At 60.6% G+C, this 25,715-nt stretch carries 20 protein-coding genes; 17 read left to right on the top strand and 3 right to left on the bottom strand.

Going from position 1 to position 25,715, the window contains the following annotated elements; all coding sequences use genetic code 11:
• The 17 genes from ACESLM_RS11200 to ACESLM_RS11120 all read left to right on the top strand — a co-directional run bounded on the left by ACESLM_RS11200 (position 1) and on the right by ACESLM_RS11120 (position 22,170).
• Positions 1–600 (top strand): Pvc16 family protein, encoded by a 600-nt coding sequence (locus ACESLM_RS11200; protein WP_372631666.1) that lies wholly within the window; start codon positions 1–3, stop codon positions 598–600.
• Positions 601–605: 5 nt separating this feature from the next.
• A complete protein-coding gene (locus ACESLM_RS11195; RefSeq protein WP_372631665.1) occupies positions 606–1,412 on the top strand; it encodes a hypothetical protein in 807 nt (268 codons plus the stop codon).
• Positions 1,413–1,569: 157 nt separating this feature from the next.
• On the top strand, positions 1,570–3,282 hold the full coding sequence (locus ACESLM_RS11190) for a phage tail sheath family protein (protein ID WP_372631664.1): 1,713 nt from the start codon (positions 1,570–1,572) through the stop codon (positions 3,280–3,282).
• Positions 3,283–3,357: 75 nt separating this feature from the next.
• Complete coding sequence (locus tag ACESLM_RS11185) at positions 3,358–3,792, top strand: phage tail protein (protein WP_094047306.1); 435 nt, start codon at positions 3,358–3,360, stop codon at positions 3,790–3,792.
• Positions 3,793–4,043: 251 nt separating this feature from the next.
• Positions 4,044–4,424, top strand: coding sequence for a hypothetical protein (locus ACESLM_RS11180; RefSeq protein WP_094047305.1), 381 nt, complete (start codon positions 4,044–4,046; stop codon positions 4,422–4,424).
• Positions 4,355–4,615 (top strand): DUF6760 family protein, encoded by a 261-nt coding sequence (locus ACESLM_RS11175; protein ID WP_372631663.1) that lies wholly within the window; start codon positions 4,355–4,357, stop codon positions 4,613–4,615. Before ACESLM_RS11180 ends, ACESLM_RS11175 begins: the two co-directional genes overlap by 70 nt.
• A gap of 9 nt (positions 4,616–4,624) precedes the next feature.
• Positions 4,625–5,071, top strand: coding sequence for a phage tail protein (locus ACESLM_RS11170; protein ID WP_233162884.1), 447 nt, complete (start codon positions 4,625–4,627; stop codon positions 5,069–5,071).
• A 35-nt stretch (positions 5,072–5,106) separates the two neighbouring features.
• Positions 5,107–8,286 carry a hypothetical protein gene (locus ACESLM_RS11165; RefSeq protein ID WP_372631662.1) on the top strand — a complete coding sequence of 1,060 codons (3,180 nt, stop codon included), beginning with the start codon at positions 5,107–5,109 and terminating at the stop codon, positions 8,284–8,286.
• A gap of 796 nt (positions 8,287–9,082) precedes the next feature.
• Positions 9,083–9,709, top strand: coding sequence for a CIS tube protein (locus tag ACESLM_RS11160; protein ID WP_094047300.1), 627 nt, complete (start codon positions 9,083–9,085; stop codon positions 9,707–9,709).
• A 7-nt stretch (positions 9,710–9,716) separates the two neighbouring features.
• The gene (locus ACESLM_RS11155; RefSeq protein WP_372631661.1) at positions 9,717–10,817 is read left to right on the top strand and encodes a phage late control D family protein; all 1,101 of its coding nucleotides are present in this window, start codon (positions 9,717–9,719) and stop codon (positions 10,815–10,817) included.
• The gene (locus ACESLM_RS11150) at positions 10,817–11,551 is read left to right on the top strand and encodes a phage baseplate assembly protein V (RefSeq protein WP_372631687.1); all 735 of its coding nucleotides are present in this window, start codon (positions 10,817–10,819) and stop codon (positions 11,549–11,551) included. Before ACESLM_RS11155 ends, ACESLM_RS11150 begins: the two co-directional genes overlap by 1 nt.
• A gap of 28 nt (positions 11,552–11,579) precedes the next feature.
• Entirely contained in the window at positions 11,580–11,981 is a 402-nt protein-coding gene (locus tag ACESLM_RS11145) for a GPW/gp25 family protein (protein WP_094047298.1), read from the top strand.
• Positions 11,982–11,999: 18 nt separating this feature from the next.
• A complete protein-coding gene (locus ACESLM_RS11140; protein WP_372631660.1) occupies positions 12,000–15,098 on the top strand; it encodes a putative baseplate assembly protein in 3,099 nt (1,032 codons plus the stop codon).
• Between the two features lie 301 nt (positions 15,099–15,399).
• Positions 15,400–17,610: a putative baseplate assembly protein gene (locus tag ACESLM_RS11135; RefSeq protein ID WP_372631659.1), complete on the top strand. Its 2,211-nt coding sequence runs from the start codon at positions 15,400–15,402 to the stop codon at positions 17,608–17,610.
• A gap of 28 nt (positions 17,611–17,638) precedes the next feature.
• Positions 17,639–19,747: a phage tail protein gene (locus ACESLM_RS11130; protein ID WP_372631658.1), complete on the top strand. Its 2,109-nt coding sequence runs from the start codon at positions 17,639–17,641 to the stop codon at positions 19,745–19,747.
• A 25-nt stretch (positions 19,748–19,772) separates the two neighbouring features.
• On the top strand, positions 19,773–21,431 hold the full coding sequence (locus ACESLM_RS11125) for a hypothetical protein (RefSeq protein WP_372631657.1): 1,659 nt from the start codon (positions 19,773–19,775) through the stop codon (positions 21,429–21,431).
• A 67-nt stretch (positions 21,432–21,498) separates the two neighbouring features.
• Positions 21,499–22,170, top strand: a complete 672-nt coding sequence (locus ACESLM_RS11120; protein WP_372631656.1) for a tetratricopeptide repeat protein — start codon at positions 21,499–21,501, stop codon at positions 22,168–22,170.
• Positions 22,171–22,263: 93 nt separating this feature from the next.
• Here ACESLM_RS11120 and ACESLM_RS11115 read toward each other — a convergent pair whose 3' ends face one another.
• The 3 genes from ACESLM_RS11115 to ACESLM_RS11105 form a co-directional block, all read right to left on the bottom strand.
• Entirely contained in the window at positions 22,264–22,626 is a 363-nt protein-coding gene (locus ACESLM_RS11115; RefSeq protein WP_372631655.1) for a hypothetical protein, read from the bottom strand.
• A gap of 536 nt (positions 22,627–23,162) precedes the next feature.
• Complete coding sequence (locus ACESLM_RS11110; protein ID WP_372631654.1) at positions 23,163–25,253, bottom strand: MORN repeat-containing protein; 2,091 nt, start codon at positions 25,251–25,253, stop codon at positions 23,163–23,165.
• 1 nt (position 25,254) lies between these two features.
• Entirely contained in the window at positions 25,255–25,641 is a 387-nt protein-coding gene (locus tag ACESLM_RS11105) for a DUF4280 domain-containing protein (RefSeq protein WP_372631653.1), read from the bottom strand.
• Between the last annotated feature and the right edge of the window lie 74 nt (positions 25,642–25,715).

Genomic DNA, 25,715 nt, shown 5'->3' with positions numbered 1-25,715 from the left:
TTGTGCGGGGAAGGAGGAGCCTGTATCGGAGGTTATACTGTTGTCGCCGACGTCGGCTTAAGCTTGCTCAAGCTGCTGCGCGAACAATTGTCTCCGGACCCTGTCCCTCGGCCCGACCTGATCGGAATGGCTTCCCCCGTCGATAAGGGAGACCTGGCGTTGACGCTCTACCTGTGCAGCATCAGGGAGAACGGAGAAGCCAGGCGCAACGAGATGCTGCCGCAAGGAGGCGTGCTTCGTTATCCCCCGCTCGCGGTCGACTTGCACTACATGCTGACAGCCCATTCCGCCGCCGATCTGCATACGCGGATTTTGGACGAGCACCGAATACTGGGCAAAGCGATGCAGGCGCTGTACGACAATTCCGTGCTGCGCAGCCCGTACCTGGAAGGGACGCTGCTGGAGAACGGGGAAGAGCTGCGGATCACGCCCGAAAACCTGAGCACGGATCAACTGACGCAGCTCTGGCAGTTCGGGGACAATCCGTACAAGCTGTCTCTCGCGTACCGCGTCGGACCCGTGCTGCTCGAATCGAACCGCGTCAAGCCGGGCTCCCGCGTTCTGGAGCGCCGCATCACGCTGCGCGACAAGGGAGGCTGATGCAGGTGGACAGAGCCGAGAGAACATTCGTTACCCGCTGTTCGCTGGCGGTGAAGCCGTTCGATATTTGGACCGGCACGACGCCGTCTCCTTCCTCGCTGATCGTATCGCTGGAAGGGATCGACGGCAAACCGATTCGGAGTTCGGACGGAAGTTACGTATTTCTGGACGTGCCGGGCGAGCGCTGCATGTTGCGAATCGCGTCGGCCGCTTACCGGGAAGTGCGGGAAGAGGTCGTCTTGCCGGCGAACGGAGGAACCCCTCCGATCGTAACGGTGAGTCTTCATCCCGGGAGAGCATATGTGCCTCCCGCCGCCGGCACCGGAGCGATCGTGGAGCTTCGCGACGCGAACGGCCTGCCGCTTGCGGGCGCGGAGATCATGGCTTACATAGACGACGAAACGGCCGTTCGCGGCCGCTTGGCGGAAGAACGGAGCGGAGGCGACGGGCAGCGGTTGAAAATCGCTCCCGGACACGGGCGGTTGGCGCCCGGGGACGCCTTCGTGCTCAGGGACAGGGACGGTTCGGAGCTGGAATGGAACCGGATGGTCGATTGGACGGACCACCCCGCCGTCATTATGGTGGACCGGCCTATAAAGGGCGCGTGGAATCGGGGAACCCGTCTGTTGCCGGCCGTCCGCGCGACGAGCGACGAGGCCGGCACGGCGATTCTCCCGTTTCGGGGACTGCTCCCGGCGGCGTGCCGGATTCATGCCGAGATCGCGGCGGACGGCAAGAGATGGCAGACGGTATGGCAAGCGGAAGGCGGCAAAGTATCGCGGCTGCCCGCGTTTACCGTCGACGCTGGATGAAGGGCGTGGCGTTGATTGGACGAAGTGCCGCCAGGCAAGACGTTTCCGGTTGACGATAAGATAAACCCATTTTGAGAGAGGAGGAACTGGTTTTCCCCTTACGAGCAGCTAGATTTCAAACTTACATAACATACGTGACGGGGAGAAACCGGGGATCATGGCTGAGTATTTATCGCCTGGGGTATACGTGGAGGAATTCGAGAGCGGCTCCAAGCCGCTCGACGGCGTAAGCACGAGCACCGCCGGTTTCATTGGCCTCGCGCAGCGGGGAGCGGTCGAAGGATTGCCGCTGCTCATTACGAGTCCGGCCGATTTTCAGCGCAATTTCGGTTCTTACTTGTCCGAAAGCGCATTCGGAAGCTATCGCTATTTGGCTTATGCGGTAGATCAGTTTTTCACCAACGGAGGTTCCCGTTGTTACGTTATGCGCGTAGCGCCTTCTGACGCTCAGGTTGCGACGAACACCGGCTCCGTCTCGGAGAAGCTGAGCATCACGACGAAAAACCCGGGAGCCTGGGGCAACCTGGTGAAAGTCGTCATTACGGACGCCAGCAAAGCGAAGACGCAAATCTACGAAGTGACGGATCGGCGCTACCGCGTCAAGAACGCCGGCGGATTTTACGCAGGCGACGTCGTCGCCTACAATGCAGGCGGCGAGACGCAGTACAACCGCGTCGTAAGCGTGCAAGGCAACGTGATCGAATTGGCCGACGAGCTGTCCGGCGACGTCGTGGACGACGCTTTGCTGCCTGCGAAAATTTTATCGACTTGCGAGTTTTCGCTGCACGTCATCTATAACGACGAAGTGGAAAGCTTCGAGAAAGTCAGCCTCAATCCGGAAGCTCCGACGTTCGTCGAGAAGGTTGCCGGACGTTCGAATCTCGTAAACGTACGGGCATTGGCTCTGTCGACCGACGCGACGCCTCCGTTCGAGACGGTATCCGGCGCGGGCGCGACGGGCAAGGTCGAATTCGTGCTGGCCGGCGGAAGCGACGGCTCGGTCGACGGCATCTCCGCCGCCGATTTCATCGGAGAAGACCGCGGTCCTGGACGCCGCACGGGCATCCAGGCGTTCATCGACAACGACGTCGTCAGCATCATGGCGATTCCGGGCGTGACCGACGCCAACGTGCAGCTGTCCCTCGTCGCACATTGCGAAAACCTGGGCAGCCGCTTCGCGATTCTCGACATTCCGCGCGAGAAAACGAAGGTAGCGGACGTCATGACGCACCGCAACCTGTTCGACTCCAGCTACTGCGCGCTCTACAATCCGTGGCTGTCGGTATTCGATCCGCTCGACAAACGGAACATCTTCGTTCCTCCGTCCGGCACGATCGCGGGCATCTACTCCCGTTCCGACACGACGCGCGGCGTTCAGAAGGCTCCGGCGAACGAAGTGCTGCGCGGCGTAGTCGGCCTGGACGTGCAATACAACAAAGGCGAGCAGGATATCCTCAACCCTGCCGGCGTAAACCTGATCCGTTCCTTCACGGGCCAAGGCATCCGCGTATGGGGCGCCCGCACGGCATCCTCCAATACGCTGTGGAAATACGTCAACGTTCGTCGTCTGTTCATTTTCCTCGAGGAATCGATCAAGGGCGGCACCAACTGGGTCGTGTTCGAACCGAACAACGAACAGCTGTGGGCACGCGTCCAGCGGACGATCGACGCGTTCCTGACGCGGATCTGGCGCGACGGCGCATTGATGGGCAGCAGCGCTTCCGAAGCGTTCTACATCGATATCGGCCGCAGCACGATGACGCAGGACGATATCGACAACGGACGGCTGATCTGCGTGATCGGCGTCGCTCCGGTGAAGCCTGCCGAGTTCGTCGTCTTCCGCATCACCCAGAAAACCGGCTCCGAGTAAGCCGCCGGCCTAGTCCGGAATGAACGATAAATTGAGGAACCACCCAATATGAACGGAAGGGGATAGAGGATATCCATGCCAGGAGAACGCAATGATCCGTACCGCAATTTTAGATTCCGTGTGGAGATCGAAGGTTTGGAGCAAGCCGGCTTCAGCGAAGTCGCCGGGTTCGACGCTTCTTTCGACGTCGTGCAATACCGCGAGGGGAACGAGGTCATTACGCCCCGCAAGCTGCCGGGCCTTGCCCGCTACGGCAACATTTCGCTGAGATGGGGCGCTACCGAGTCGATGGAACTCTACGAATGGATTCAAGAGTGCATCAACGGCACGGTGGAGCGCAAGACGGTGACGATTATCGCCATCGACGAAGAAGGCGGCGACGTCGCGACGTGGCAAGTCATCGAGGCTTGGCCGGTTCGCTACACGGCTCCATCCTTTAACGGATCGGGCGCGGAAGTGGCGATCGAGCTGCTCGAGCTTGCTCACGAGGGTATGACTCGTACCGCTTAATAGTTTAGAAATAAGGCGAGAGAGGCGGCTTTCCTTCGCATGGGACGAGAGCCGGGAGCGGAACGTTTCGTAAAATGAGAGTCCCGCGGCGCGAGGCGGTCCCGGATCGGGCCGCCGCGCGGACGGGCAGTCCGGTCGGGAACCCCGTTGCGGCAATAACGAACGGAATAGCGTTTACCGACAAGGGAGGCCCTCTCTCTTGTTTTGCTTTTTTAACGGACCGATAGACGAAGCAAGGAGTGAAAGAGACGATGGCGTTTCAGACGGAATACGAGTTCGAGCTCCCGCGCGGCTATGTGGACGACAGCGGCACCTTGCACAAGCGGGGAGTCATGCGGCTTGCGACCGCGGCGGACGAAATTTTGCCGATGAGAGATCCTCGCGTGCAGCAGAACCAGAGCTACCTGACGATTATTTTGCTGGCTCGCGTCATTACCCGGCTCGGGGACGTGAAGCACGTCGATACGAAAACGATAGAGAAGCTGTTTACCGCGGATCTGGCCTACCTGCAAAACCTGTACAGGCAGATCAACGATTTGGAATCGCCGAAGCTGCATACCGCATGTCCGAAATGCGATCACGAGTACGAGGTGGAAGTCGATTTTTTATCCGTAACGGAGGGCCTCTCGTAGCTTATTCTCCTGAAAGAATCTACGAGGAAGTCGGCTTCATCGCCTATTATTTTCACTGGCCCCACGATGAGATCATGAACATGGAGCATCGGGAACGGCGCAGATGGTGCGACGAAATCTCGAAAATCAACCGCAAGCTCAACGACGAGACCGATAAGCAAAACGTGTTCGACGTATTCGGAAAGAGGTGACGACGGAACGTGTCCGCGGCTGCAATGCATCATAAGGTGAACGGGGCGTTTCGCTTCGCCGTCGAGTTGGACGGTATGCTCGTCGCCGGTTTTTCCGAAGCGCACGGCTTGGAATCGCAAATTGAATATGAGGAAATCCGGGAGGGCGGCGTTAACGGGTACGTTCACCGGCTGCCCAAGGGCGTGCGGAATTCGACGATTATGCTCAAGCGGGGATTGTCTTCCTCGCAGGAGCTGTGGAATTGGTACGCGCAGGCGTCGCAAGGGACGGTAACCCGCAAAAGCGGCTCTATCATTTTATACAAGCAGGACGGGGCCGAGCTTTGCCGGTGGAATTTTTTCGACGCGTATCCGGTCAAATGGAGCGGTCCCGGTCTGATCGCCTCCTCCAGCGAGGTGGCGATCGAGACGATCGAACTGGTACATAACGGAGTAAAAGCGATATTCAGAGCATAGAGGCTGCGGGAGACGCGTAGAGAGGAGGGGGCAGAATGAGGATCGGCGCAATTCGGCGAAATGCGGGAACGGTGCATGCAAAGGCAGCACTGGCAGGAGCGGGGCCCGCGCACGCACGGTTCGCCGGCGAGATCGCAGGCAAATACGGTCCGATTCGCCCCGGCGTCCGAAGCGGACAACCTCTCGTTTTTCGGGTCTCTTCGCAGGAGAAGGGCAAATCTGCAGGCAAAGGCCGGGAGCGGACGCCGTTCCGCCCCCCCGAGCGGTCCAGCGTTGCCGGACCGGTGACTCCCGCAAAGGAAAAGCCGGAGATCCGGTATCGCGACATCGTTCGGGACCGGCCCGACCCGGCAGGGAAAGATCGCGTTATCGAGCGGGAAAAGGTGGTCGAGCGGCAGAAGCTGGTCGAGCGCGAAAAAGTGGTGGAACGCGAGAAAATCGTGGAGCGCAGCACGGTCGTCGTTCGGGAGGCGGTGCGCATCGTCGTGGAGCAGCGGCGGATCAGGGAAACGGCCCTTTCGACGGACTTGAACGGACGTTCGGACGAGGCGGCCAAGGCTGTGCGGGAGTCGAGCGCTTCGGTCAGGGGAGCGAATAAGAATCGCAAGATTAACAAGCGTATGCCCGAGAACGAGCGGACTGCTTCTGTCGAGGAAGAAGCTCGTACTCGCGGGACCGACGTTGAAGACGGAGATAGCTTCGGGAATGAGCTGTCCGAAGCTCCCCGGCGCGAGGCGTCCCCCGCAGCGAGAACTTCCTTGGCCGAGACGCTGGCGCAGCGCACGTCGTGGCCTATGAGCGCGAAGGCGAACGCGGCCTTTCGAAGGGAACGCGACCAGGCTTCGGCGGCTAAAATTCCGCTTCGGGCGAAAGCTTCCAGCGCCTCGGGCAAACGGAAGAAAGCTGCCGATCTTGGGAAGGCGAAGGAGTCGTCCGGGAGTTCGCAAGGCAAGAAGCCTCAAGCGGTATATGCGCAGCTTCTGTTCTTGAATCCCAAGCTGCGTGTCGACGGCGGGAAGCGTTCTGTCGATGGAGGCGTGAATCCTTCCGGAGCGGTCGTTCGCGCGAATCGGGTGGAGACGCCGTCGCCGGGAGAAGCGGAGCCGCAGACGGAACGTTCAAGCGGCAGTACGGCGGCGCACGGGAATGCGGAGTCGAGTTCGGCGCGTCAGACCGAAGCGCAGCGGGAGAACGACCGGTCCGGCCACTCGGCGTCTTCTCGTCGGGAGTTGTTGGCGGACGTGCAGAGCCTGACCGAAACCCGGGATGCCGGGGGGCGGTTGGAGAGCGGCGAGCGAGTAGGCGAGGATGCGGTTGACGCTTCTCGTGACGCTGGGAATCGACGGTCAGATAAAGCTGCTCGGCGGCAAGCTCGGCAGGAGCAGACTTCGCATGTCGACGATACTCCTTCCGGCCTATTGATTGAAGGGAGTTCGACCAGCGCTGACGGCGGCATTGTCTCCGAAGAGGCGCAAGAGCATGCGAGATCTTGGAGCCGTCATGCGTTACGGCTCTCTCATGCGCTGAGGCCGGGCACAACTCGCTTCGAGGAATCTTCATCGTCGGGTGTTGCGAAGGAGGAGGCAAGCTCGGGCGGGCGAACGGACGGTTTGCAGGTTGAACTGGGAGAGAGATCGGCTCAGCCAAAAGCCGCGCTTGGCGTGCGACCGTGGTCGCTGCGCAGGCCGGGGGCCGATTCTTCGCTGCCTCTCGTTTATCGGAGTATGACGGAGCGGGAACGGCCGATTGCGGCGAAGAGAACGATCGGCTTGGGCATGAAAACCGCAGCAACTCAAGCGGCAAGTGCAGGTTCAGCGGCAAGCGAACCGGTTCGAGAAAGTCGCCGGCTGCCGCAGGCGGAGACCAAGCTGGGACTGGCGACAGGTTCTCTGAAGCTGTCGCATCGATTAACCCGGAGTTCGACCGGCGGCGGTGCAGCCGGACGGAACGCTTTATCCGCTTCGGGCGAGACGGGGCAACGGGGCTTGGCCAGAGCGAACGGCTCCGGTACAACGGGGGAGAGCCTCGGTACGGATCGCGGAGTACAAGGTCTGGGTCGCCTTACAGGAGAACCGGGGCGCGATTCCGCAGGCAGCTTTCAAGCTCCGACGATCCACGCGAATGCTCGGGTTTCGGGAACTGCTGATCGAGCGGACGACAGGGGACAAGGCGCCGGCGATGGAGCCCGAACGCCTACGATTCACGCGAAAGCTCGGGTTTCCGGGGCGTCTGATCGAGCGGGCGAGGGCGGACGAAGTTCCGAGAATGGAGTCCGATCTAACGAGGGCGGACAAAGTTCCGAGGATGGAGTCCGATCTAACGAGGGCGGGTACCAAGCTGGCATTCGAGCGACTCCGGTTCATGCGAACATCCGAGGAACGAGAGTATCGAGCCGTATAAGCGATAAAGCCGGCTTGAGAAATCCAGGCCTCGTTAATGCGGGACTGTCGGGAGCGCGAGGCAGGATCGACCAGGGAAAACTCGTTTTACTGGGACAGCGCAACCTCCTGATTCCGACAGACGGTCCCGACAGACTCGCCGTGCATCGGCAGTCCGGCAGGCCGTTGTCTCCGGCAGCGCGAACCGAATTTGCGAATCCGGGATTGCCGGCGGTTCGGAGGGGAGAGACCGGGGCAGACGTTATGCGTCCCGTTTCGGACAATATTCTGTCGCGAGGCGCTAACGGAGAGGTTTCTGCCGGATGGCAGCGAGACCGCTCGCCGTTGGTCCAGAGAGGAAGGCGGGTCCCGCTCAGTACCGTGATGTCGACCGGCAGGATGGCCCGGGCGACGTTGCCGAATGCGCCGTCGACGCATCCGATTCGACAATCGCTTCGAGAACCGTTATTGCCGATCCAACAGGATTCGTCCGCGCAGCTCGATCGGAGCGACGCTCCTCGCCTGTCGTTAGCGCACGCCGCGCTGCCGAGGGCCGGGGAAAGACGCGATGCGGCTGTCCCGGGCAACGCTGCAGATCCCTCCGTCCATACGCACGAACCGGACACACCTTTGGAGTTTCGCCGCAATGCGACGGTAACCGCGGCGTCGAACCAGGCTCGGAATGCCGCGCCCGTACCGGCCGCGGAGATTAGCGAGGAAGCGCTGCAGAAGGCGATCAGCGCATTGCCGCAGCTTCATCCGGATCAGCTTGCGGATCAGGTGTACAAATCGCTGATGAAGCGGATGAAAATGGAGCAGCGTCTTCACGGATTTTAACGGAGCTGGCGCGAGCGATGGGAGCGTGGCCAATGCTGTCAGATTAAGGTTAAAATATGTCGTCCCCCGGTCCTTGGCGAATAGGTTGAGCTTTGACGGGACTGAAACTGCGGGGCCGAGGCCAAAAAAGTGCCTCCGCTGCTCCGGAGCGACGTGGCCAAGGCCAAAAAAGTGCCTTGATGGTGGCGGGACGGGAGAGTAGAGGCCAAAAAAGTGCCTCCGCTGCTCCGGAGCGACGTGGCCAAGGCCAAAAAAGTGCCTTGACGGTGGCGGGACGGGAGAGTGGAGGCCAAAAAAGTGCCTCCGCTGCTCCGGAGCGACGTGGCCGAGGCCAAAAAAGTGCCTTGACGGTGGCGGGACGGGAGAGTAGAGGCCAAAAAAGTGCCTCCACGGCTCCTGAGCGACGTGGCCAAGGCCAAAAAAGTGCCTTGACGGTGGCGGGACAGGAGAGTAGAGGCCAAAAAAGTGCCTCCGCGGCTCCTGAGCGACGTGGCCAAGGCCAAAAAAGTGCCTCCGCGGCTCCTGAGCGACGTGGCCAAGGCCAAAAAAGTGCCTCGGCGCTACCCAAGCTGGGTAGTTAAGACCAAAATGTGCCTCACAACGTTTAGCGGCCGGGGCCGCGCATAGTACGCTAAACCTGACAACATTGGGGGGCGTGGCTCAAAGCCCAGGCACTGCGAATAAGCGCGCCCCGCGAGCTTAACGGCCCGGCCGAAGCCGCAGCCCTGCGAGTAGGCGCGCCTGGCGGCCTAACGCCACGCGAGAGACGAAGACAGAGAGGGGAGCCGATCACAAGATGGCGCTCAGCAAGGCGAAGATCATTATCATCAAGAGCAACGGCCAAGAGTCGGTGGACGTGTTGTTTAATCCGAACGAGTATGTGCTGCAGTCGGGCAACCAGTTCGCGTGGCAGACGATTCCGGGGCTGCAGTCCCCGATTGCCCAGTTCGTCAGCGGGGAAGCGACGACGTTGACGATGGATCTGTTCTTCGATACGTACGAGAAGGGTGTCGACGTCCGCACGCACACGGCCAAAATATCCGGCCTCCTGAACGTCGACCGCGACTTGCACGCGCCGCCGCATTGCCGGTTCGTCTGGGGCTCGCTCGATTTCAAGGGCGTGGCGGAGAAGGTGCAGCAGCGCTTTACGATGTTTCTCGACTCGGGCGTTCCGGTGCGGGCGACGCTGAACGTGACGTTCCGCGCCGTGCAGTCGATGACCGAGCAGTACCAGAACGTTCCCCGGCAGAGCGCAGACCGCACGAAGCAGAAAATGCTGAAGCAGGACGAGCAGCTCTGGATGCTGGCGGCCGAAGAGTACGAGGACCCGAGCCATTGGCGGGCGATCGCGGAGGCGAACGGCATCGACAATCCGCGCAGGCTGCCGTACGGACGGAAGCTGATTATACCTAGGCTGGAGTGAAAGCGCCGTGGCGAAAATCAAATTCGACAGCACGACCTACGAGTTGGCCGATCTGGAACGAAAATATCGCAATTTTTTCGCTCCCGCGTTCGATATTCAGGTGGACGGGCAGAGCTTCACGCTGAAGCAGATCGCCGTATCCATGCTGAAGGTGGAGACGTCGATCGCCGCCAAGTCGGACAGCTTCCAGTTCCGCATCGAGAACGCCTATGATGCCGTGGCACGCCAGTTCAAGTGGATCGGTTCGCTCATCGACGTGGGCAAGACGATTACGATCGAGATGGGCTACACCGACAAGCTGGAGACGGTGTTCGACGGCATCATTACGGGGATATCGGTAGATTACCCCTCGGAGGGACAGCCCTCCATCGTCGTTCAGGGCATGGACCGTTCCTTCTTCATGATGCGCAGCGCCAAGTCCAATCTGTGGCTGAACAAAAAAATCAGCGACGTCGTCAAGGAGATCGGCGGAAAATACAGCTTCCAGCTTCAAGTGGACGATACGATGACTCCGAAGCCGACGATCGAGCAGTTCAAGACGAGCGATTTTCATTTTCTGAAAAAGTTGGCCTCCGAGATCAACTACATCTTCTTCGTTATCGAACAGAAGCTTTACTTCAAGAAGCCTTCGCCCTCCGCGAGCCCCGTCGTTACGCTGATGTACGGCAAAAACCTGAGAAGCTATTCCGCCAACGTGGACATCTCCGATCAGGTCGGCCAGTTCATCGTGCGAGGTTCCGATCCGAAGACGCGCGAGCCTTTCCAGGCGACGTCCCAATCGGTGAACAAATACGGCACGAACGGAAGAACGGGCAAGGACATCATGTCCGCTCTGTCGAGCCAGTCCGTGGAAATCGTCTACAGCGACGCGACCGCCCAGGCGGAGGCGCAGACGCTGGCCAACGCGCTGCTGAACGAAAGGGCGATGCATCTCGTGAACGGCGAAGGAGAGTGCGTCGGCCTTCCGGAAATGCGCGCGGGCCGCAACATCAAGCTGGAAGGGCTAGGCCCCAAATTCAACCAGACGCTGCTGCTCACGTCCGTCACCCACGTTATCAGCAACCGAGGCTACATGACCCAATTCAGAACGGAAGGGAATGCATTTTGATGACTCCCATGGACGATTTTTTCCCTGGCCGGTCCGATGCAGACGGAGGCGGAAGCGCCAACTTCGTTCACGGAGTCATGGTCGCTACCGTGACGAACAACCAAGACCCGGACGGCCTCAACCGCGTCAAGCTGAAGTTCCCGCTGCGGGAAAATTCCCACGAGACCGATTGGGCACCTCTCGCCTCGCTGATGTCGGGGAGCGGCAAAGGAACGCTGTTCGTCCCCGAGGTCGGGGATGAGGTGCTCGTCGCCTTCCATCTCGGCAATCTGAACCAGCCGTTCGTCATCGGATCGCTGTGGAATACGTCGAATAAGCCGCCGGCCAAGGACGAGAAAAACAATCTGCGCAAAATCCATTCGAGAGACGGTCACGAGCTCATTTTCGACGATACGGAGTCGAAGGGGAAGATTACGCTCAAGACGAAGCAGGGGCTGAAGCTCGAGATCGACGAAGGCGCCGACAAGGTGACGCTCGCGACGAAGAACGCCGCCCAGACCGTCATCCTCGAAGGCAGCTCCGCCGGTACGATAACGGTGAAAAACGGCACGAACAAGATCACCATCGACAACAAGGGAGACATCAAGATCGAGTCGACCAAGGAGATCACGGTCAAGAGCACGCAGATCAACCTGCAGGCGACCGCCGCGATGACGGTAAAGGCGGGAGGCAAGCTCGACCTGATGTCCGACGGGATCGTTACGATCAAAGGCGCGATGGTGAAAATCAACTGATTCGGACGAATGCGAAGGGGGACAAGCGATGAGCGCATCTTTTCTCGGGAGAGGCTGGAAGTTCCCGATCGAGGTGGACGCCACGACGGGACGGTTTCTGCTGGCGGAAGGGGAGGACGATATCGCGGAGGCGATCCGCATCATCCTGATGACCTCCAGGGGAGAGCGCGTCATGCGTCCCGACTTCGGCTGCGGGCTTCGCGACTTCGCGTTCGGCACGACCGACGAGACGACGCTGCGGCTGCTGGAGACCGACATTACGCAGGCGATTACGGTATGGGAGCCGCGGGTGACGGACGTGGAAGTGACGGCCAAGCTCGATCCGTCCCATCCCGGCAAGCTGTCGATCGGCATCTCGTACGTCGTTCGATCCACGAACAATCTTTTTAACCAGGTATATCCCTTCTATCTCGAAGAAGGCACGAAATAAACGGGAGCGACGAATCGGATGAAATCAGAGCTGTGGCAAAACGGGCAAGCCCGCGCCCCTGCGATCGACGGAAGGGATTTGAACGCTCTCGTCGAGCGAATGAAGGCGATGGTTCCCCATTATACGCCGGAATGGCGCTTCTCGCCGGAAGATCCCGACGCGGGCACGGCGCTGTTCTATCTGGCCGCGGAGATGCTGGGAGAGAATATCAAACGGCTGAATCGCGTTCCGCTGAACAACTTCATCGCTTTTCTGGACTTGCTGCAGGTGCAGCTCCAGCCGGCTCGGCCCTCGCGCGCGAACGTCGTATTTTCGCTGAACGAGGGAGTCAGGGAGTCGGTTTACGTTCCGGGCGGAACGCTGCTGACGGCGGCAGCGGAAGACGAAGGGGAAGAGCTTCCGTTCGAGACCGAGGGCGCGCTGCTGGTCAGCCCGGCCAAGCTGATGGAACTGTACAACGTTCACCCGGGGCGGGATCGCATCGTGCTGGCCGGGGACGATTACAGCGACCGGACGGAAGCGGGGACGGCCCCGGAATTTTCTCTGTTTTCGACCTCGGGAGACAATCTTCAGGATCACGTCTTCTACGTTCGGCACGACGAGCTGCTGCGGCTCGATCATCCCGCGAGGCTCACGCTCAAGTGGCACAACGCCGAGCGCAGATATGTCGAGGAGGAGCTGGCGTCCCTGTTCGCCAGGACGGATTGGCTGGAATGGAGCTATTCGAGCGGCGATGAATGGATCCCGTTCGAGGAGGCGTCGGCGGAAGGCAGAGAAGTGACGCTGAGGAAAAAAACGAGAGGTCCCGTGATCGAAGCGGAAATCGGCGGAGTGACGGGACGCTGGATTCGCTGCCGCGTCAAACCGCTTGCGGACGGTTCCGACGGGCCGCCGATATTGCGCGTTCTGCCGGAGATGGACAGGCTGACGCTGAGGGCGTCGCACGATCTGACGGAAGACCCCGAGGCGATTCCGGCCGGGGAGCTGTATTTTAACGACGTGGAATTGGACAAAGCGGGATTCTATCCGTTCGGGGAGCATTCGATTCCGTATTCGGTGTTTTATGCCTCCTGCGGAGAGGCGTTCAGCAAAAGGGGCAGCAAGCTGCGGATGACGTTCCGGGCGCGCAACGTCCCGAACGAGCTTCGCGTCGGTCCGGACCCGGAAATTCGCTGGAAGATGGTGATGAGAACGGCGGATTTCGAGACGAAGCCTCCTCCGCGTCTCTATATTCGCAAAGTGCTGTGGGAGTACTGGAACGGCGACAACTGGATGAGGCTGCCGGAAAGCGGTCCGTTCGAGGAGATGTTCGCCAGTCTGCCGGAGGAAGAGCAGAAGGATTTCACGCTCGAGTTCCCATGTCCGGAGGATATGGCCGAGACGCTCGTCAACGGGCGGGAGGATCTCTGGATTCGCGCGAGGGTGGCGGCGACCGATACGCCGACCGCTCCGATCGTCGAGTATATGAGCCCTCGTCTGGAGGCGTTGGCTTTCTCCTACGCCTATCCTTCCACTGCCGAGCTAAGCCCGGATTGGGCTTACACGCTGAACAACGCCGTGCTGACGGACATTACGGCCACGACGAGACAGGGAGGCGACGTCTTCAAGGCGTTCCTGCCGATTCCGTGCCCGGCGCCTGCCGTCTATTTCGGCTTTGACGTTCCCCCCGTGCGGGGGCCGATCCGCATGCAATTCGCGCTGGGCAGCAAGCCCGAGGCGGACGAGCGGCTTCCTTGGATCGAATGGGAAGCTTACGTTCGCAAAGGCGGAGAATGGGGCTGGGAAGCGCTGAAAACGGTGGACGATACGCAGAGCTTCACGCAATCGGGCTTGCTGCAGTTCGTCGGGCCGGCGTCGCTTGCTCCGGCTTCGATGTTCGGCAAGGCGAGGGCTTGGCTGAGGGCGGTGAACCGCGACGGCAAATACGGCGAGGATGAGGCCGATCTGCCGAGCGTCAAAGCGATCCACCGCAACTCCGTGAAAGCGGTGCAGCTGCGCACGATCGCCGGAGAATTTCCCGAGCCCGGCAAGGGAGGCTTCGTGCTGTCGCAGACTCCGGTCGTCGGCCAGGAAGTATGGGTCGACGAGACGGGCACGATCGGCGAGCACGAGCTGGCGCGGTTGAGCGAAGCCGATCCGGACAAGTACGAGGTGTTTCGCGACAGCGAAGGCAGCGTGCAGAGGCTGTGGGTGCGCTGGGACGAGGTGCGCTCGCTTAACGGCTCCGCTCCGGACGATCGGCATTATACGATTCAGCCTGCGACCGGCGTGCTTCGCTTCGGCGACGGAACGCGCGGCATGGAGCCTCCGCTGAGAGGCGGGGACAAGATTCGCGTTACGTATCGGGTAACGAGCGGGGCGCGCGGCAATGTCGGGCCGGCGCAAGTGACCGGGCTGATGCAGTCGATCGCTTTCGTGCAAGGCGTGTCCAATCCTCAGCCCGCAACCGGCGGAGGAGACGCGGAGCCGCTCGAGGGCGCGCTGCGCAGAGGACCGCAGCAGCTCAAGCATCGCGGGCGGGCAATCTCCCCTTCCGATGCGGAATGGCTCGTCAGAGAGATCGAGCCCGGCATCACGAAGGTGAAGTGCTTGCCGAACCGCAATGCGAGACTGGAGAATAGTCCGGGTTCGTTCGTCGTCGTCGCTCTTCCTTCCGGGGGAGCGGTCGGCAGGGAGAATTTTGCCGAGACGAAGCGCAAGCTGGAGACGGAGCTGCGCCGGAGAACCGCGAATCTGGTCGGGGAAGCCGGCAAGCTAACCGTTATCGCTCCGGCTTTCATTGAGATTTCGGTGTTCGCGACGATCGTCGCCGACGCGCCGGACATTCTCGTTCCGGTCGAGACGGCCTGCCTGGAGGCGCTGAACCGGTTCCTCGATCCGTTGACCGGACAGTCGGACGGGAAGGGCTGGGACATCGGCGAGCCGATCCACGCCTCCGCTTTCTACGGTTTGCTGCAATCGGTCAAAGGCGTGCAGAGGGTGGAGCAGCTCTACCTCGGCGTCGTGCGCACGGAGAACGGCAAATCGACGGAAATGCTGCCGGACGACATCCGCCGCGTACCGCATGGCATGATCTCCTGCGGCGGCGGCCACCGGCTTATTATGACTGTGAAATAAAGTCAAAGGAAGGTTCAAAAACCGGACTTTTTGAACGACCGTTCAAATGAAGGTTCAAAAAGTTCGGGTTTCAGCACCGAGGCTGGTCGTTCGCCTGACGGCGAACTGCTCGCCCATGCATCCTGGAAGGTTGGACGAAGACCAGTGATGAGGAACGGTCGTAAAGCGTAGTGGAAGCTACGTGAGCACCGGAAGAACCGGCTGAGTTCAAGATTCGACGTCGAATAGGCTTCCTGAAATGCTTCGTGATCAAAACCGGACTTTTTGAACGACCTCTAAAATGCCGAAAGGAGGGAAGCCGATGCTTCCAAGAATCCCGCTCGACGACCGCGCGTTCGAGAACATCTTGCAGGAGGCCCGCCGCAGCATTCCGCGGCGGCTGCCGGAGTGGACGGACGAGAACGCGCACGATCCCGGCATCACGTTCCTGGAGCTGTTCGCATGGCTCAGCGAAATGCAGCAGTACTACTTGAGCCGCGTGCCGGAGCGCAACGTCCGCAAGTTTCTGGACTTGCTCGGCGTCGCTCCGAGGGAGGCCGAGCAAGCGGAAGCGGACGTTACGTTCGGCAACGTGCGCGAGCCGGTCGTGCTTCCCGTCGGCACGAAGCTGCAGGCCGAGGATCAGGTTTTCGAGACGGTGGAACCCGTCAAGCTGCTGCCTCTATCCATCGAGCGCATCGTCACCCGCACGGAGAAGGAAGCGAGCGACAGATCCGCCTCCAACGAGAGAGGCAACGTCGCCTTCTACGCGTTCGGCCGCGAAGCCGAAGCGGGGAGCCGGCTGTACATCGCTTTCGACCGCGAGCTTGAAGCGGGAGAGTCGCTTTCGCTATACGTCAAGCTGGCAGACGGCGAGGAGACGAAGGCGGACGGAATCGTCCCGTCCGCTCGCGTCGCCTGGAAGTCGTACGGCTGGAGCGAGGAGCACGGCAATTCCTGGCTGCCGCTGGAACTGGTGGAGGACGGCACGCTTCATCTGACGAGCAGCGGGCGGATTACCTTCCGCGTCGCCACGCCGATGCGGCCTGTCATCGTTCACCCGGCAGCGGACCGTCCTCGTTACTGGATTTGCTGCCTACTGGAGCAGGACGGTTACGAGCTGCCGCCGCGAATTGACCAAGTGCTGCTGAATACGGCCCGGCTGCGACAGCGGGATACGAAGAGCGAGCAGATGGCGTTCGACGGCAGAGGGCTCCCGAATCAGTTGATCGAAGCGGACAGTCTGCTCGCGCGTTGCGGCAAGCTGAGAGTGCAGGTGCGGCAGACCGACGGCCGCTGGAAGGAATGGCGGGAGGTGCCGGACTTCGAAGAGGCCGGCGCGGAGAGCGAAGTATATGTCGTCGAGCGAACGGCCGGAGGAAGTTCGATCGTCCGGTTCGGAGACGGGGAGCGCGGAGCGATTCCGGACCAGGGCGTCGGCAACATCCGTCGCATTCATTGCTCGGAAGATTTCGCCGAGCTGCGTTGGATCGGGCGGAGCAACGGCCTGCCGCATCAGAAGCTGCGGCTGTACGACTTGCCCGTGAAGCGCCGGGACGGTCTTCGCATCCAGGTCGGCGTGCCGGAGGGCAAGGACGGACGGCTCGTCTGGGAAGATTGGGAGCCGGTGGACAGCTTCGATCGCTCGGGTCCGCTCGACAGGCACTATACGTTCGATCCGTCCACGGGAGAGCTGGCGTTCGGCAACGACGAGCACGGAGCGATTCCGGCCTGCGCAGCCGATCCGAGCCTGTGCGTTACGGTATGCGAATTCGGCGGCGGAGAGCGCGGCAACATCAAGCCGGGGCTGTTGAACCGCTGGCTGCTGGAAGAGCAGGACGAGCTGCTGCTGACGGCGGACAATCTCGGCTACGGCTTCGGCGGAGCGGAGGCCGAGACGCTGGAGGAGTGCGTGGAGCGGGCCAGGGCGCAATGGCAAGTTCCATATTGCGCCGTAACGAGCGAAGATTACACGAGGATCGCGATGAGCACGCCGGGACTGAAGCTGTCGAGGGTGCACGTCATCCCGAACTACGCGCCCGGAAAGGGCCAACCGGCCGACGGAGCGGTCACCGTAGTCGTCGTGCCTCAGGGGATCGGCGATACTCCGATGCCGAGCGCGGGTTTTCTGGCGACGGTGGCGAAGCATCTGGACGACAGAAGGCTGATCACGACGGAAGTCCACGTCGTGGCTCCGGATTACGTGAAGGTGACGGTGCATGCGGTCGTCGTCGTGGAGCCTCATTTTATGGAAGAGGGGCACCGGATCGTCGCCGCCCTCAACCGGTTGCTGGCGCCTCACGACAAACCGGGCGGCGTTCAGGGCTGGCCGTTCGGCAGGACGGTTCACAAGGGCGACATCTACGGCGCGATCAGCCGGGTCAAGGGCGTCGCGTACGTGCAAGACCTGTGGCTGGACGCGGAAGGGAAAGCCGTTCGGAAAAGCGCGGGCGGAGATCTGGAGCTGCCGGAAACCGCGATCGCGTACTCGGGAGAGCACCGCATCGAACTGATCAGCAGCTCGCAGCTATGACAATCGGGAAGACGAAGGAGGGACGGACATGAAGGGCGGGACGACGTACTTCTCGCTGAATCGGCCGGAGCATTGGGCCCGCCGCGGAGTCGGACGCAATCTGGAGCTGGACGAAGAGGTCGCTATCAGGCGAGGGGAGAAATACGGGGTTCTCGAGACGGTGCATCTGTCTCAGCTTGAAGGCGTCGGCGACGTGACCGCCTTCGCCGTTCACTCTCAGGGCCGATTGGTGTTCCTGAACGCCGAGGGAGACTTATGGACGTACGACAGGGGCAGTCGGCATCATGAGCGCCTGTTCGTGCCCGGGCATCATCTGTTTACGGCATCGGCCAATTTGGCGATTACGGGAGACACGCTGTTCGTCGCAGATGCGGCCGGCGAGCCGTCGATCTCGGCGTTCGATATGGCCAACGGGCAGCTTCGCTTCCGCAGGTCCGGGCACGAGTTGGACGGCATTCCGTTCCATCCGCTGGCGCTGGCCTCGGACGAGCATGGTCTGTACGTCCTGACGACGCGTCTGCCCGTCGGCGATCCGAACGCGAGCGACGCGCTCGGGTTCAGGCAGCTCGCGCTGATCAGGATGACGATGTCGGGCGTCGTGACGGACGTCTACGCGAACGAGAAGTTTACGGCGAGGCTCCCGGCGGAGACGGATCGCTGGCGCGGAACGCAGTTTATTTCCGTGACGTCGCAAGGGGACGCCTTCGTTCTGGAGACGCTGACCTGCGCTCTGTATATTCTCTCTAGCTCGGGGGGAGAACGCAGGCTGGAGCGCTTCCTGATGCCTCCGCAATATTTTGCCGGACTGAGCGTCGATTCCCGCAACATGATCTATATCGGGGATTTGCGGGAGATCGGGGAAGACGGGGAGGACGACCGTTTTATCGTGCGCTTCAGCGGCAACGGGGAGCAGGACCGGATCTCCGGATTCCGGGGCAAAGCCGGAGCCATCGTCATCGACGGCCGCGACCGGATGTACGTCTGGAACGGGGAAGAGAGCACGGTAACGGTGCTTGAGCTGCAGCCGCAGACGATGGGCTGGGAAGGAAGTTCGATTCCGGAAGCGGTGTGGCTGTCCAAGGCGTTCGACAGCGCCGAAGCGGAGACGGTGTGGCACAAGTTCGCGATCGACGCGGACATTCCGGACGGCACGCAAATCCGGGTATCGTACTACAGCTCGGATTCGGAGTTTCTGCCGATTCAGGGGACCGTCTGGAAGGTGGACGATTGGATAGCCGACGAGGAGCATTCGTTCCGCGACAAGCTTGCGGGAATGGCGCCCCACTGGTCCGCTCCGATCGTCAACCCGTCGGACGCTCTGTTCTTCGGCGCCCAGGGCAGATATCTGTGGCTGAAGATCGAGTGGATCGGGAGCGACCGGCAGACGCCGCTGCTGCGCCGCCTTCGCGTTTATTTCCCTCGGGAGACGCTGCTGTCCTACTTGCCTGCGGTGTATCAGGAAGAGGAGAGCAGCCGGGACTTCCTGGAGCGGTACCTGTCGCTGCTTGGCACGCTGTACGACAGCGTGGAGGAGAAGATCGACGGCATGGCCGCCTACTTCGACAGCGAACGGGCGCAGGGAGGCCAGCTTCGCTGGCTCGCATCCTGGCTCGGGCTGGACAGCGACGAGCATTGGCGCGACGACAAAGTGCGCGCGCTCATTCGCGCCGCGCCGGAGCTGTATCGCTACAGAGGGACGAGGCGGGGCATCGCGAAGCTAGTCGAGACGTTTACCGGCCGTCCGCCTGTCATCGTCGAGCCGTTCCAGTACAAGGCGATGAGGGATAACGCCGATCTGAGGCGGCTGCTGGACGGGCTTTACGGGGACAATCCGTACACGTTCACGGTGCTGCTGGATCAGGCGCAAGCCCCGTCGGAGAAGGAGCGCGTGCTGCTCCGCGGTCTCATCGAGGAGCATAAGCCGGCTTACACGGAAGTGCGAATGGTCTGGCTGGAGCCCTGGATGTATCTCGACTTGCATACGTATCTCGGCGTGAATACGGTATTGGCCGAGCCTTCGCTGTTCACGCTCGGACCGGACAGAAGCATGCCGAACGATACGCTTATCGTAGATCAGCATATGGACGGCAGGATGGACGCGCACACGAGACTGGGAATGGATTCGGAGTTGGAATGACGACTCATTTTAAGGGGGAGTTCCGGTGAAAAAGGCGAGGATGTTTCCATTTGAGAGGAACCGGTATTTTTACGGAAAGCTGCTGACCGTGCGGGATTTCGAATCGGAGCAGAAATACTTCAACGACAAGAGGAGATTGCTTAACCGGCTTCTCTTCGGCAGCGGCGTCGTGGCCGGCATGCAAGTCGTCCCGGTGGACGACAAGACGATTACCGTGGAGATGGGCGTCGCGCTCGACTACCTCGGCCGCGAGATCGTCGTATCCGCCCCCGTGACTCTGAAACTGTCGATGATCGAGGGCTTCTCCAACAACGAGTACAAGAAGAACGTCTATCTCTACGTCGCTTACGACGAAAAAGGCCGGGAGCCCGTCCACTCGGTCGGCAACTCCTCGGTTCGCGGAGAGGAGATGAGCGAGTACAACCGATTCCTGGAAAGCTATCGCCTGTACGTGAAGGAAGAAGCGCCGTCGCCTCATTCTTTCGAGCATGACGGCCTGTTGGAAGACATCGTGACGATCTATCAGGACAAGGACGTCCGCGTAACCCAGAGAATGCCGAAATTCGCCAATCCGGGCGAAGTCGTCGACGTTACCCTCGTCGTGGAAAAAACGCTGCAAGCCCCGCGCGTCTCTCTCTCCTTGGCCTACGAAGCGGACGGCTTCGTCGCTCTCGGCAAAGACGGCAACATCGTCAAGTTTCTCGAGCCGGGCGACAAGCAGGATACGGAATATCGTCTTAACTACAGCGTGAAGGTCCAGGATCGCGCGGGAACGACCGGCAGCCTGAAGCTGAACGCGGGTTCCGTCGAGCTGCTGCTCGGAGACAATCGCGTTCCCATCGATCATACCGTCCGCCATTCGGTCGACATCATCGACCAACCCGTCGAAGAGCGCATTTTGAAAGTATGGTACGAACGTTCCCTGGATCAAGCGGTGGAGGGCTACGCCGACCAAGACGTCTGCTTGGCCAAGATCGGACTGCTGCAGCTTGGGCCGACTTATATGATCGAGCAGGTGGAACGGGTACCCTTCGGCGAATATATTCCTAACGCATCTCTTGCCAATCGGCTTTCCCGCAGCGGAAGAGCTTCGACTCTGCACCGCTTCTACGCGGAGGCGCGCGCGTATGATCTGGAATACGGCAGCAAGCCGGAGCTGGACGTCGTGTACCATCCCGAGCGGAACGCGTTCGACTTCAAGCTGGGCATCCCTCAGCCTCAGACGATCCAGGACGAAATGGCTACCGGGCTCGTGGAGGTGCCTCTCGATTCGCAAGCCAAGCAGGGACCGAGATTTTTCTCGCGCGGCAAGCGGAATTTCGTGACCGACGAAATCGTGCACGGTCTGGGAGAAGGCCAAGTGACGGTCGTCGTCGGGCTTGAGGAAATTCCGGATTCTCAGGCTCCGGTCGGATCGGGAGGTTCGAAGGTCTATTTCGGCGCGACGGACGTATTTAAAGATACGGAGTACGAAGCGGAGCTTCCGAACATCAGCTTCGGCACGCTGATTTACCCGGACAAAGGCAGCTTCCGTATCGGGATGAAGCTGGCCGGCGCCGCCACGGGCACATCGCTGCGTATCCGTTGGTGGGCGTTCAAGAAGCTGCCGGAAGGCTCGGGGTATCCGGCGGCCGATCTGCGCAAGGCGGTCGACGAAGCGGCTGCGGGAATCGACAACGTCTAAAGAATTCGCATCAAGTTACCGCCATCGCGATTAGGCCGTAAGGGCGAGAGGGATAGGAGGCTTGATTGTGAGCAAAATTTTGCTGTTCTTGGGTTTGACCTGGCTGTTCGGCAATCCGTTCGTTGCGATTATCGTGCTGTTGATCGTCATCTACGTGTTGGAGAGGCGGTTTATAGGCTTGTCTCCCAGCCTGGTCAAGCCGCTGCGCAGGCGCGGCTCGATCTCCAAATGGAGAAGGCAGCTGGAGATGAGTCCGCACGACGTGTCGGCCAAATCCGAGTTGGCCAGATTGCTGATCGAGAGCGGGAAACACGCGCAGGCCAGGGACATTTTGCAGGGCATCGGGGAACAGATGGAGCATTCGGCCGAGTATTGGAGCGATCTCGGAACTTGCGAGCTTGCGCTGGGGCGAGTGGAGGAAGGCGAGCAGGCGATGAAGCGGGCGCTGGCCATCAGTCCGAAGGTCAAGTACGGACAGCCGTATCTGAGGCTGGCTGAGGCGCTGGCCAAGACGGAGCCGGACAGGGCGATTGCTTATTTGCAGCAATTCAAGGACGTCAATGCTTCTTCGTGCGAGGCTTATTACCGGCTGGGAACGATTTACGACGGTCTGGGCAAGTCGGCTGAAGCCGCCGAAGCGTTCAAGGAGTGCCGCCAACTGTACCGCACCCTGCCCAAGTATATGAAGCGGCACGAGCGCAAGTGGGCTCTTCGCGCCTCGTTGCGCAACCGTTCGTGACTCAAGGCACATGACAAGGGGCTTGCCGGCGCAAGCGGTTCGACTCCCGCGCAGATAAGCCCCTTAGATCGTTGTCCGATCAAGAATGGATGATTACTCGGCTTCCGCTTCCGAATCGGAAGCTTCGCTCTCGTGCGCGGCGACTTGGGCCAGCGCGGGCTCGTCCGCTTCGGCTTCCGCAACGGCTTGGTCATCGGAAGCTTCCTCCGCGACCGCTTCCTCCGCTTCGGCGACTACCGCTTCTTCCTCCGCCTCCGCGGAAACTTCCTCGGATGCTTCTTCGGCCGCTTCCTCAGACGCTTCGGCAACCGCTTCTTCCTGCTCGGCGCTTGCTTCCGCTTCCTCGACCGCCTCGGCTACGGCTTCTTCGGCAACCGCCTCTTCGGCGACTTCCTCTGCAACCGCTTCAACTTCCGCTTCCAATCCTTCTACCGCTACTACTTCTTCTGCATCCATCGATACTACCTCCCGGACTCCGTAATGTGGGGGACAATCCCCTACAATCCAAGTTATATCGAAAGTAAAAAAGTGGCAACGGTGTTATTTTGTTGGTTAATGACCGGATTCCTCGAAAGCGGGAGCAGTCGAGCCGATCCGCCGAATAACGTCAGAGGTTCCTATGGAAGTCGAATGGGAAACGTGGCGGATAGGTGCGTTTAAAATCGCGCCTTTCATGACGAATTTCTCCGGCTTCGCAAAATAACGACGCTAACCCTCGTATGCCGATGGAAGAAATCAAAACGATATAAATCAAGAGACCTACATCTATCAGACCGTTAATAGTTTGGTTCGGGTGGATGGCGGGGAATTAGCGATCTGATGGACCGTTAAGGGTTTGTGTGGGGCGGTAGGCGTGTGGTTAGCGGTCTGCTGGATCGTTAAAAGTTTGGAGGAGGCAGATGGTGGGGGATTAGTGGTCTAGTGGACCGTTAAATGAAAGGAGCAGTCCCTAATCGGGCTGCTCCTTCTTAACTTAGGCAAATTGTCTAGGATCACTGCTGCAACTGATGCACGCTGAGCCGAACCGGAACGTCTTTGTTGTATGTGAAAACGTAGAGAGCGTCGTTCCAGAGGTAGGTCATTTCGAACTTGTTGCCGCCGAGCGACTGCTTGATGCCTTTAACCTTCTCATCCTGGATCGCTTTGGCGAGCCGCTCCAGCACCGTCTTGTTCCAGGAGTTGATTTCGGTGACGGCGTAGGCTTCCGGATTGTCTTCGTCCGCCTTCAGCTTAAACGAGAACTGGTGGGCGGCGTAACTGAAATCGAGCGGCTCCGGAGGAAGAACCGGCAGAACCTCCGCATTTGACGCAGCCGGGGACAGGGGCAGTACATCAACGATTCTCGTCTTTGCCGCTGCCAGAGCGATACTGGACGACGAACGTTTGCTTGTTCCGCCGGCGATCAAGCGGGAGGCATTCACGTTATTTCCGTTTACGCTGCCCGCATTCGAAGAGACTTTGGTTACAGAGCTTACACCGTTCGCGTCTCCACTGCCGCTGGCATTCGAACCCGCGCCGTCGCCGCTGCCCGTATCGCCACCGCTATTGCCGGTGCTGCCCGCTTCTGAGGGGGTTGCGCCATCCGAGCCGGTCGTCGCCCCGCCAGCGGAGCTTGAGCCATCAGAGTCCAACGTCGCCCCGCCCGCGGAGTTCGAGCCATCCGAGCCCGTCGTCGAACCGCCCGAAGCCTCCGAACCTGCTCCGCCGCTAGCGGCAGGCGCTTCTCCAGCGCCCCCAGAGCCAGCGTTGCCCGCATCCGAGCCATCTGCTGCCGCTTCGCCGGAGCCAGCACCGCCGCCGTTATCGCCGGTGCTGCCGCTCCCCTCCGCGGGGACGTCGACGGGAGGCTCCTCTTCGCCGATCGGCTCGAGCTCCTCGGGCACAATCTCGCCGGCCGGAGGTGCGTCGGGCGCACCCAATAGCTCCTGAAGCTTCGGCAGCGAGAGGCCGAGGAAGCCTTGGACGTGGATTTCCCCGTTTTTGAAATAGCCGGTATAGACGGCCGCGCCGTCCGGGTCGAGCAGCGTGCCGACGCCCTCGTACTTGTCGCCCTTGAACTTGCCGGCGTACTGCGCGATACCGTCCGGTCCGAACGCTTTGCCGTCCCCGTCGCGCAGGCCGCCGACGAAACCGCCTTCGTACAGGACGATGCCTTGGTCGTTCATCAGCTTGCCTGCGCCGTGGTACTTGCCGAGCAGGAACGCGCCCTCGTACTTGGCGACGCCGGAAGGATAATACTCCTTGCCGGCGCCGGACAGGACGCCCGCGAGGAATTGTCCCTCGTAGTGCAAGGAGCCGTCGGGGCGATACAGCTTGCCCGCGCCCTCGTACTTGCCGGCGTTAAACGCGCCTTCGTAGACGAGCTTGCCGCTCTCGTCGTAAAGCTTGCCCGCGCCCTGATACTCGCCGCCCGCGAACGCGCCCGCATACAGCGGCTGGTCCGGCGCGGAGTACAGCGTTCCTTTGCCTTCGTATTTGCCCGCCGCGAAGCTGCCGTCGTAGAGCACCGATCCGTCCGTCTTGAAGAGCGTTCCCTTGCCCTCGTACAGATCGGCCGCGAATTGGCCGCGGTAGAGAAGAGTGCCGCTTGCGTCGTACAGCTCGCCCTTGCCCGACTTCAGCCCTTGGCTGAAGTCCCCGATGTAGAGCAGCGTTCCGTCCGGGGCGAACAGCTTGCCCGCGCCCGAGAACTGGCCGTTGTCGAGAGGGCCCTGGTATACAAGATTGCCGTTCTCGTCGACGATTTTGGCAAGTCCGGTGAACCCTTGAGCCATTGCGGACGACGCTTCGATTTTCGGCGTTCTGGCGAACCACTTGTCCACGAACTTCGGCGGTTTGATGAAGCCGAAGTAGACGATGACCAAAGAGAGCAGGACGATAATGACGAACAGCTTCTTGGCTATGTAGAACGTTCCGACTTTCCAATAGTTCTCCAGCGAGCGAAGCTTGCCGCCCATAATGCTCCGCATCCACTTGACGAGCCAGCGGACGATCAGCTTGGGAAGCTTGCCGGCGCGCTTGAGCGGCATGATGATCTTGCGTTTGATCGGCTGGATGAACGGCTTTAATATCATCTCTATCATATTAAGGCACCTGTATCGTTACTTGTCCGGGATTGACGATCTGAATGACTCCGCCGAAGTTGCACATGCATTTGGAGGAATTGTTCAAGGCGGGCATGTTGGCGACGAGCACCGTAGGGGAGCCGGGAGCCCAGGGAGCGGCGACGGCGGGCGTGCACGGCATGGGGGTCAGAACACCTAGAGCTGCGGCCGTTGCGGACGCGACGGCGGGATTGGCCATCGAGTTGCACATTCCAAAAGGCGCTATGTTGACGAAAGGCTTATTGTCCATAATGTTGGCGATCGGCGTTGCCGTCGTCGTTCGGTTGACCGGAAGCACGTTCAGCATGCCCGGCGCCAGGCCGAACGAACATTGCAGAGCGGCCCCTCCGCATACGAGCTGACCCATTGAACCATCCTCCATTGGCGGTTAACGCCAATCATTTCTATCCATTTCCATACTACAATATTACTTGAAAATTG

Source organism: Cohnella sp. (assembly GCF_041641335.1).
In the GTDB taxonomy this organism is placed as follows: domain Bacteria; phylum Bacillota; class Bacilli; order Paenibacillales; family Paenibacillaceae; genus Cohnella.
This window is presented reverse-complemented; position numbering and strand designations above follow the sequence as displayed.

Bases quoted from the DNA above. Each gene is read 5' to 3' on its own strand.
- ACESLM_RS11190 (WP_372631664.1), top strand. From the start codon at position 1,570: ATGGCTGAGTATTTATCGCCTGGGGTATACGTGGAGGAATTCGAGAGC.
- ACESLM_RS11185 (WP_094047306.1), top strand. From the start codon at position 3,358: ATGCCAGGAGAACGCAATGATCCGTACCGCAATTTTAGATTCCGTGTG.
- ACESLM_RS11180 (WP_094047305.1), top strand. From the start codon at position 4,044: ATGGCGTTTCAGACGGAATACGAGTTCGAGCTCCCGCGCGGCTATGTG.
- ACESLM_RS11175 (WP_372631663.1), top strand. From the start codon at position 4,355: ATGTCCGAAATGCGATCACGAGTACGAGGTGGAAGTCGATTTTTTATC.
- ACESLM_RS11165 (WP_372631662.1), top strand. From the start codon at position 5,107: ATGAGGATCGGCGCAATTCGGCGAAATGCGGGAACGGTGCATGCAAAG.
- ACESLM_RS11160 (WP_094047300.1), top strand. From the start codon at position 9,083: ATGGCGCTCAGCAAGGCGAAGATCATTATCATCAAGAGCAACGGCCAA.
- ACESLM_RS11150 (WP_372631687.1), top strand. From the start codon at position 10,817: ATGACTCCCATGGACGATTTTTTCCCTGGCCGGTCCGATGCAGACGGA.
- ACESLM_RS11145 (WP_094047298.1), top strand. From the start codon at position 11,580: ATGAGCGCATCTTTTCTCGGGAGAGGCTGGAAGTTCCCGATCGAGGTG.
- ACESLM_RS11140 (WP_372631660.1), top strand. From the start codon at position 12,000: ATGAAATCAGAGCTGTGGCAAAACGGGCAAGCCCGCGCCCCTGCGATC.
- ACESLM_RS11135 (WP_372631659.1), top strand. From the start codon at position 15,400: ATGCTTCCAAGAATCCCGCTCGACGACCGCGCGTTCGAGAACATCTTG.
- ACESLM_RS11130 (WP_372631658.1), top strand. From the start codon at position 17,639: ATGAAGGGCGGGACGACGTACTTCTCGCTGAATCGGCCGGAGCATTGG.
- ACESLM_RS11115 (WP_372631655.1), bottom strand. From the start codon at position 22,626: ATGGATGCAGAAGAAGTAGTAGCGGTAGAAGGATTGGAAGCGGAAGTT.
- ACESLM_RS11110 (WP_372631654.1), bottom strand. From the start codon at position 25,253: ATGATAGAGATGATATTAAAGCCGTTCATCCAGCCGATCAAACGCAAG.
- ACESLM_RS11105 (WP_372631653.1), bottom strand. From the start codon at position 25,641: ATGGGTCAGCTCGTATGCGGAGGGGCCGCTCTGCAATGTTCGTTCGGC.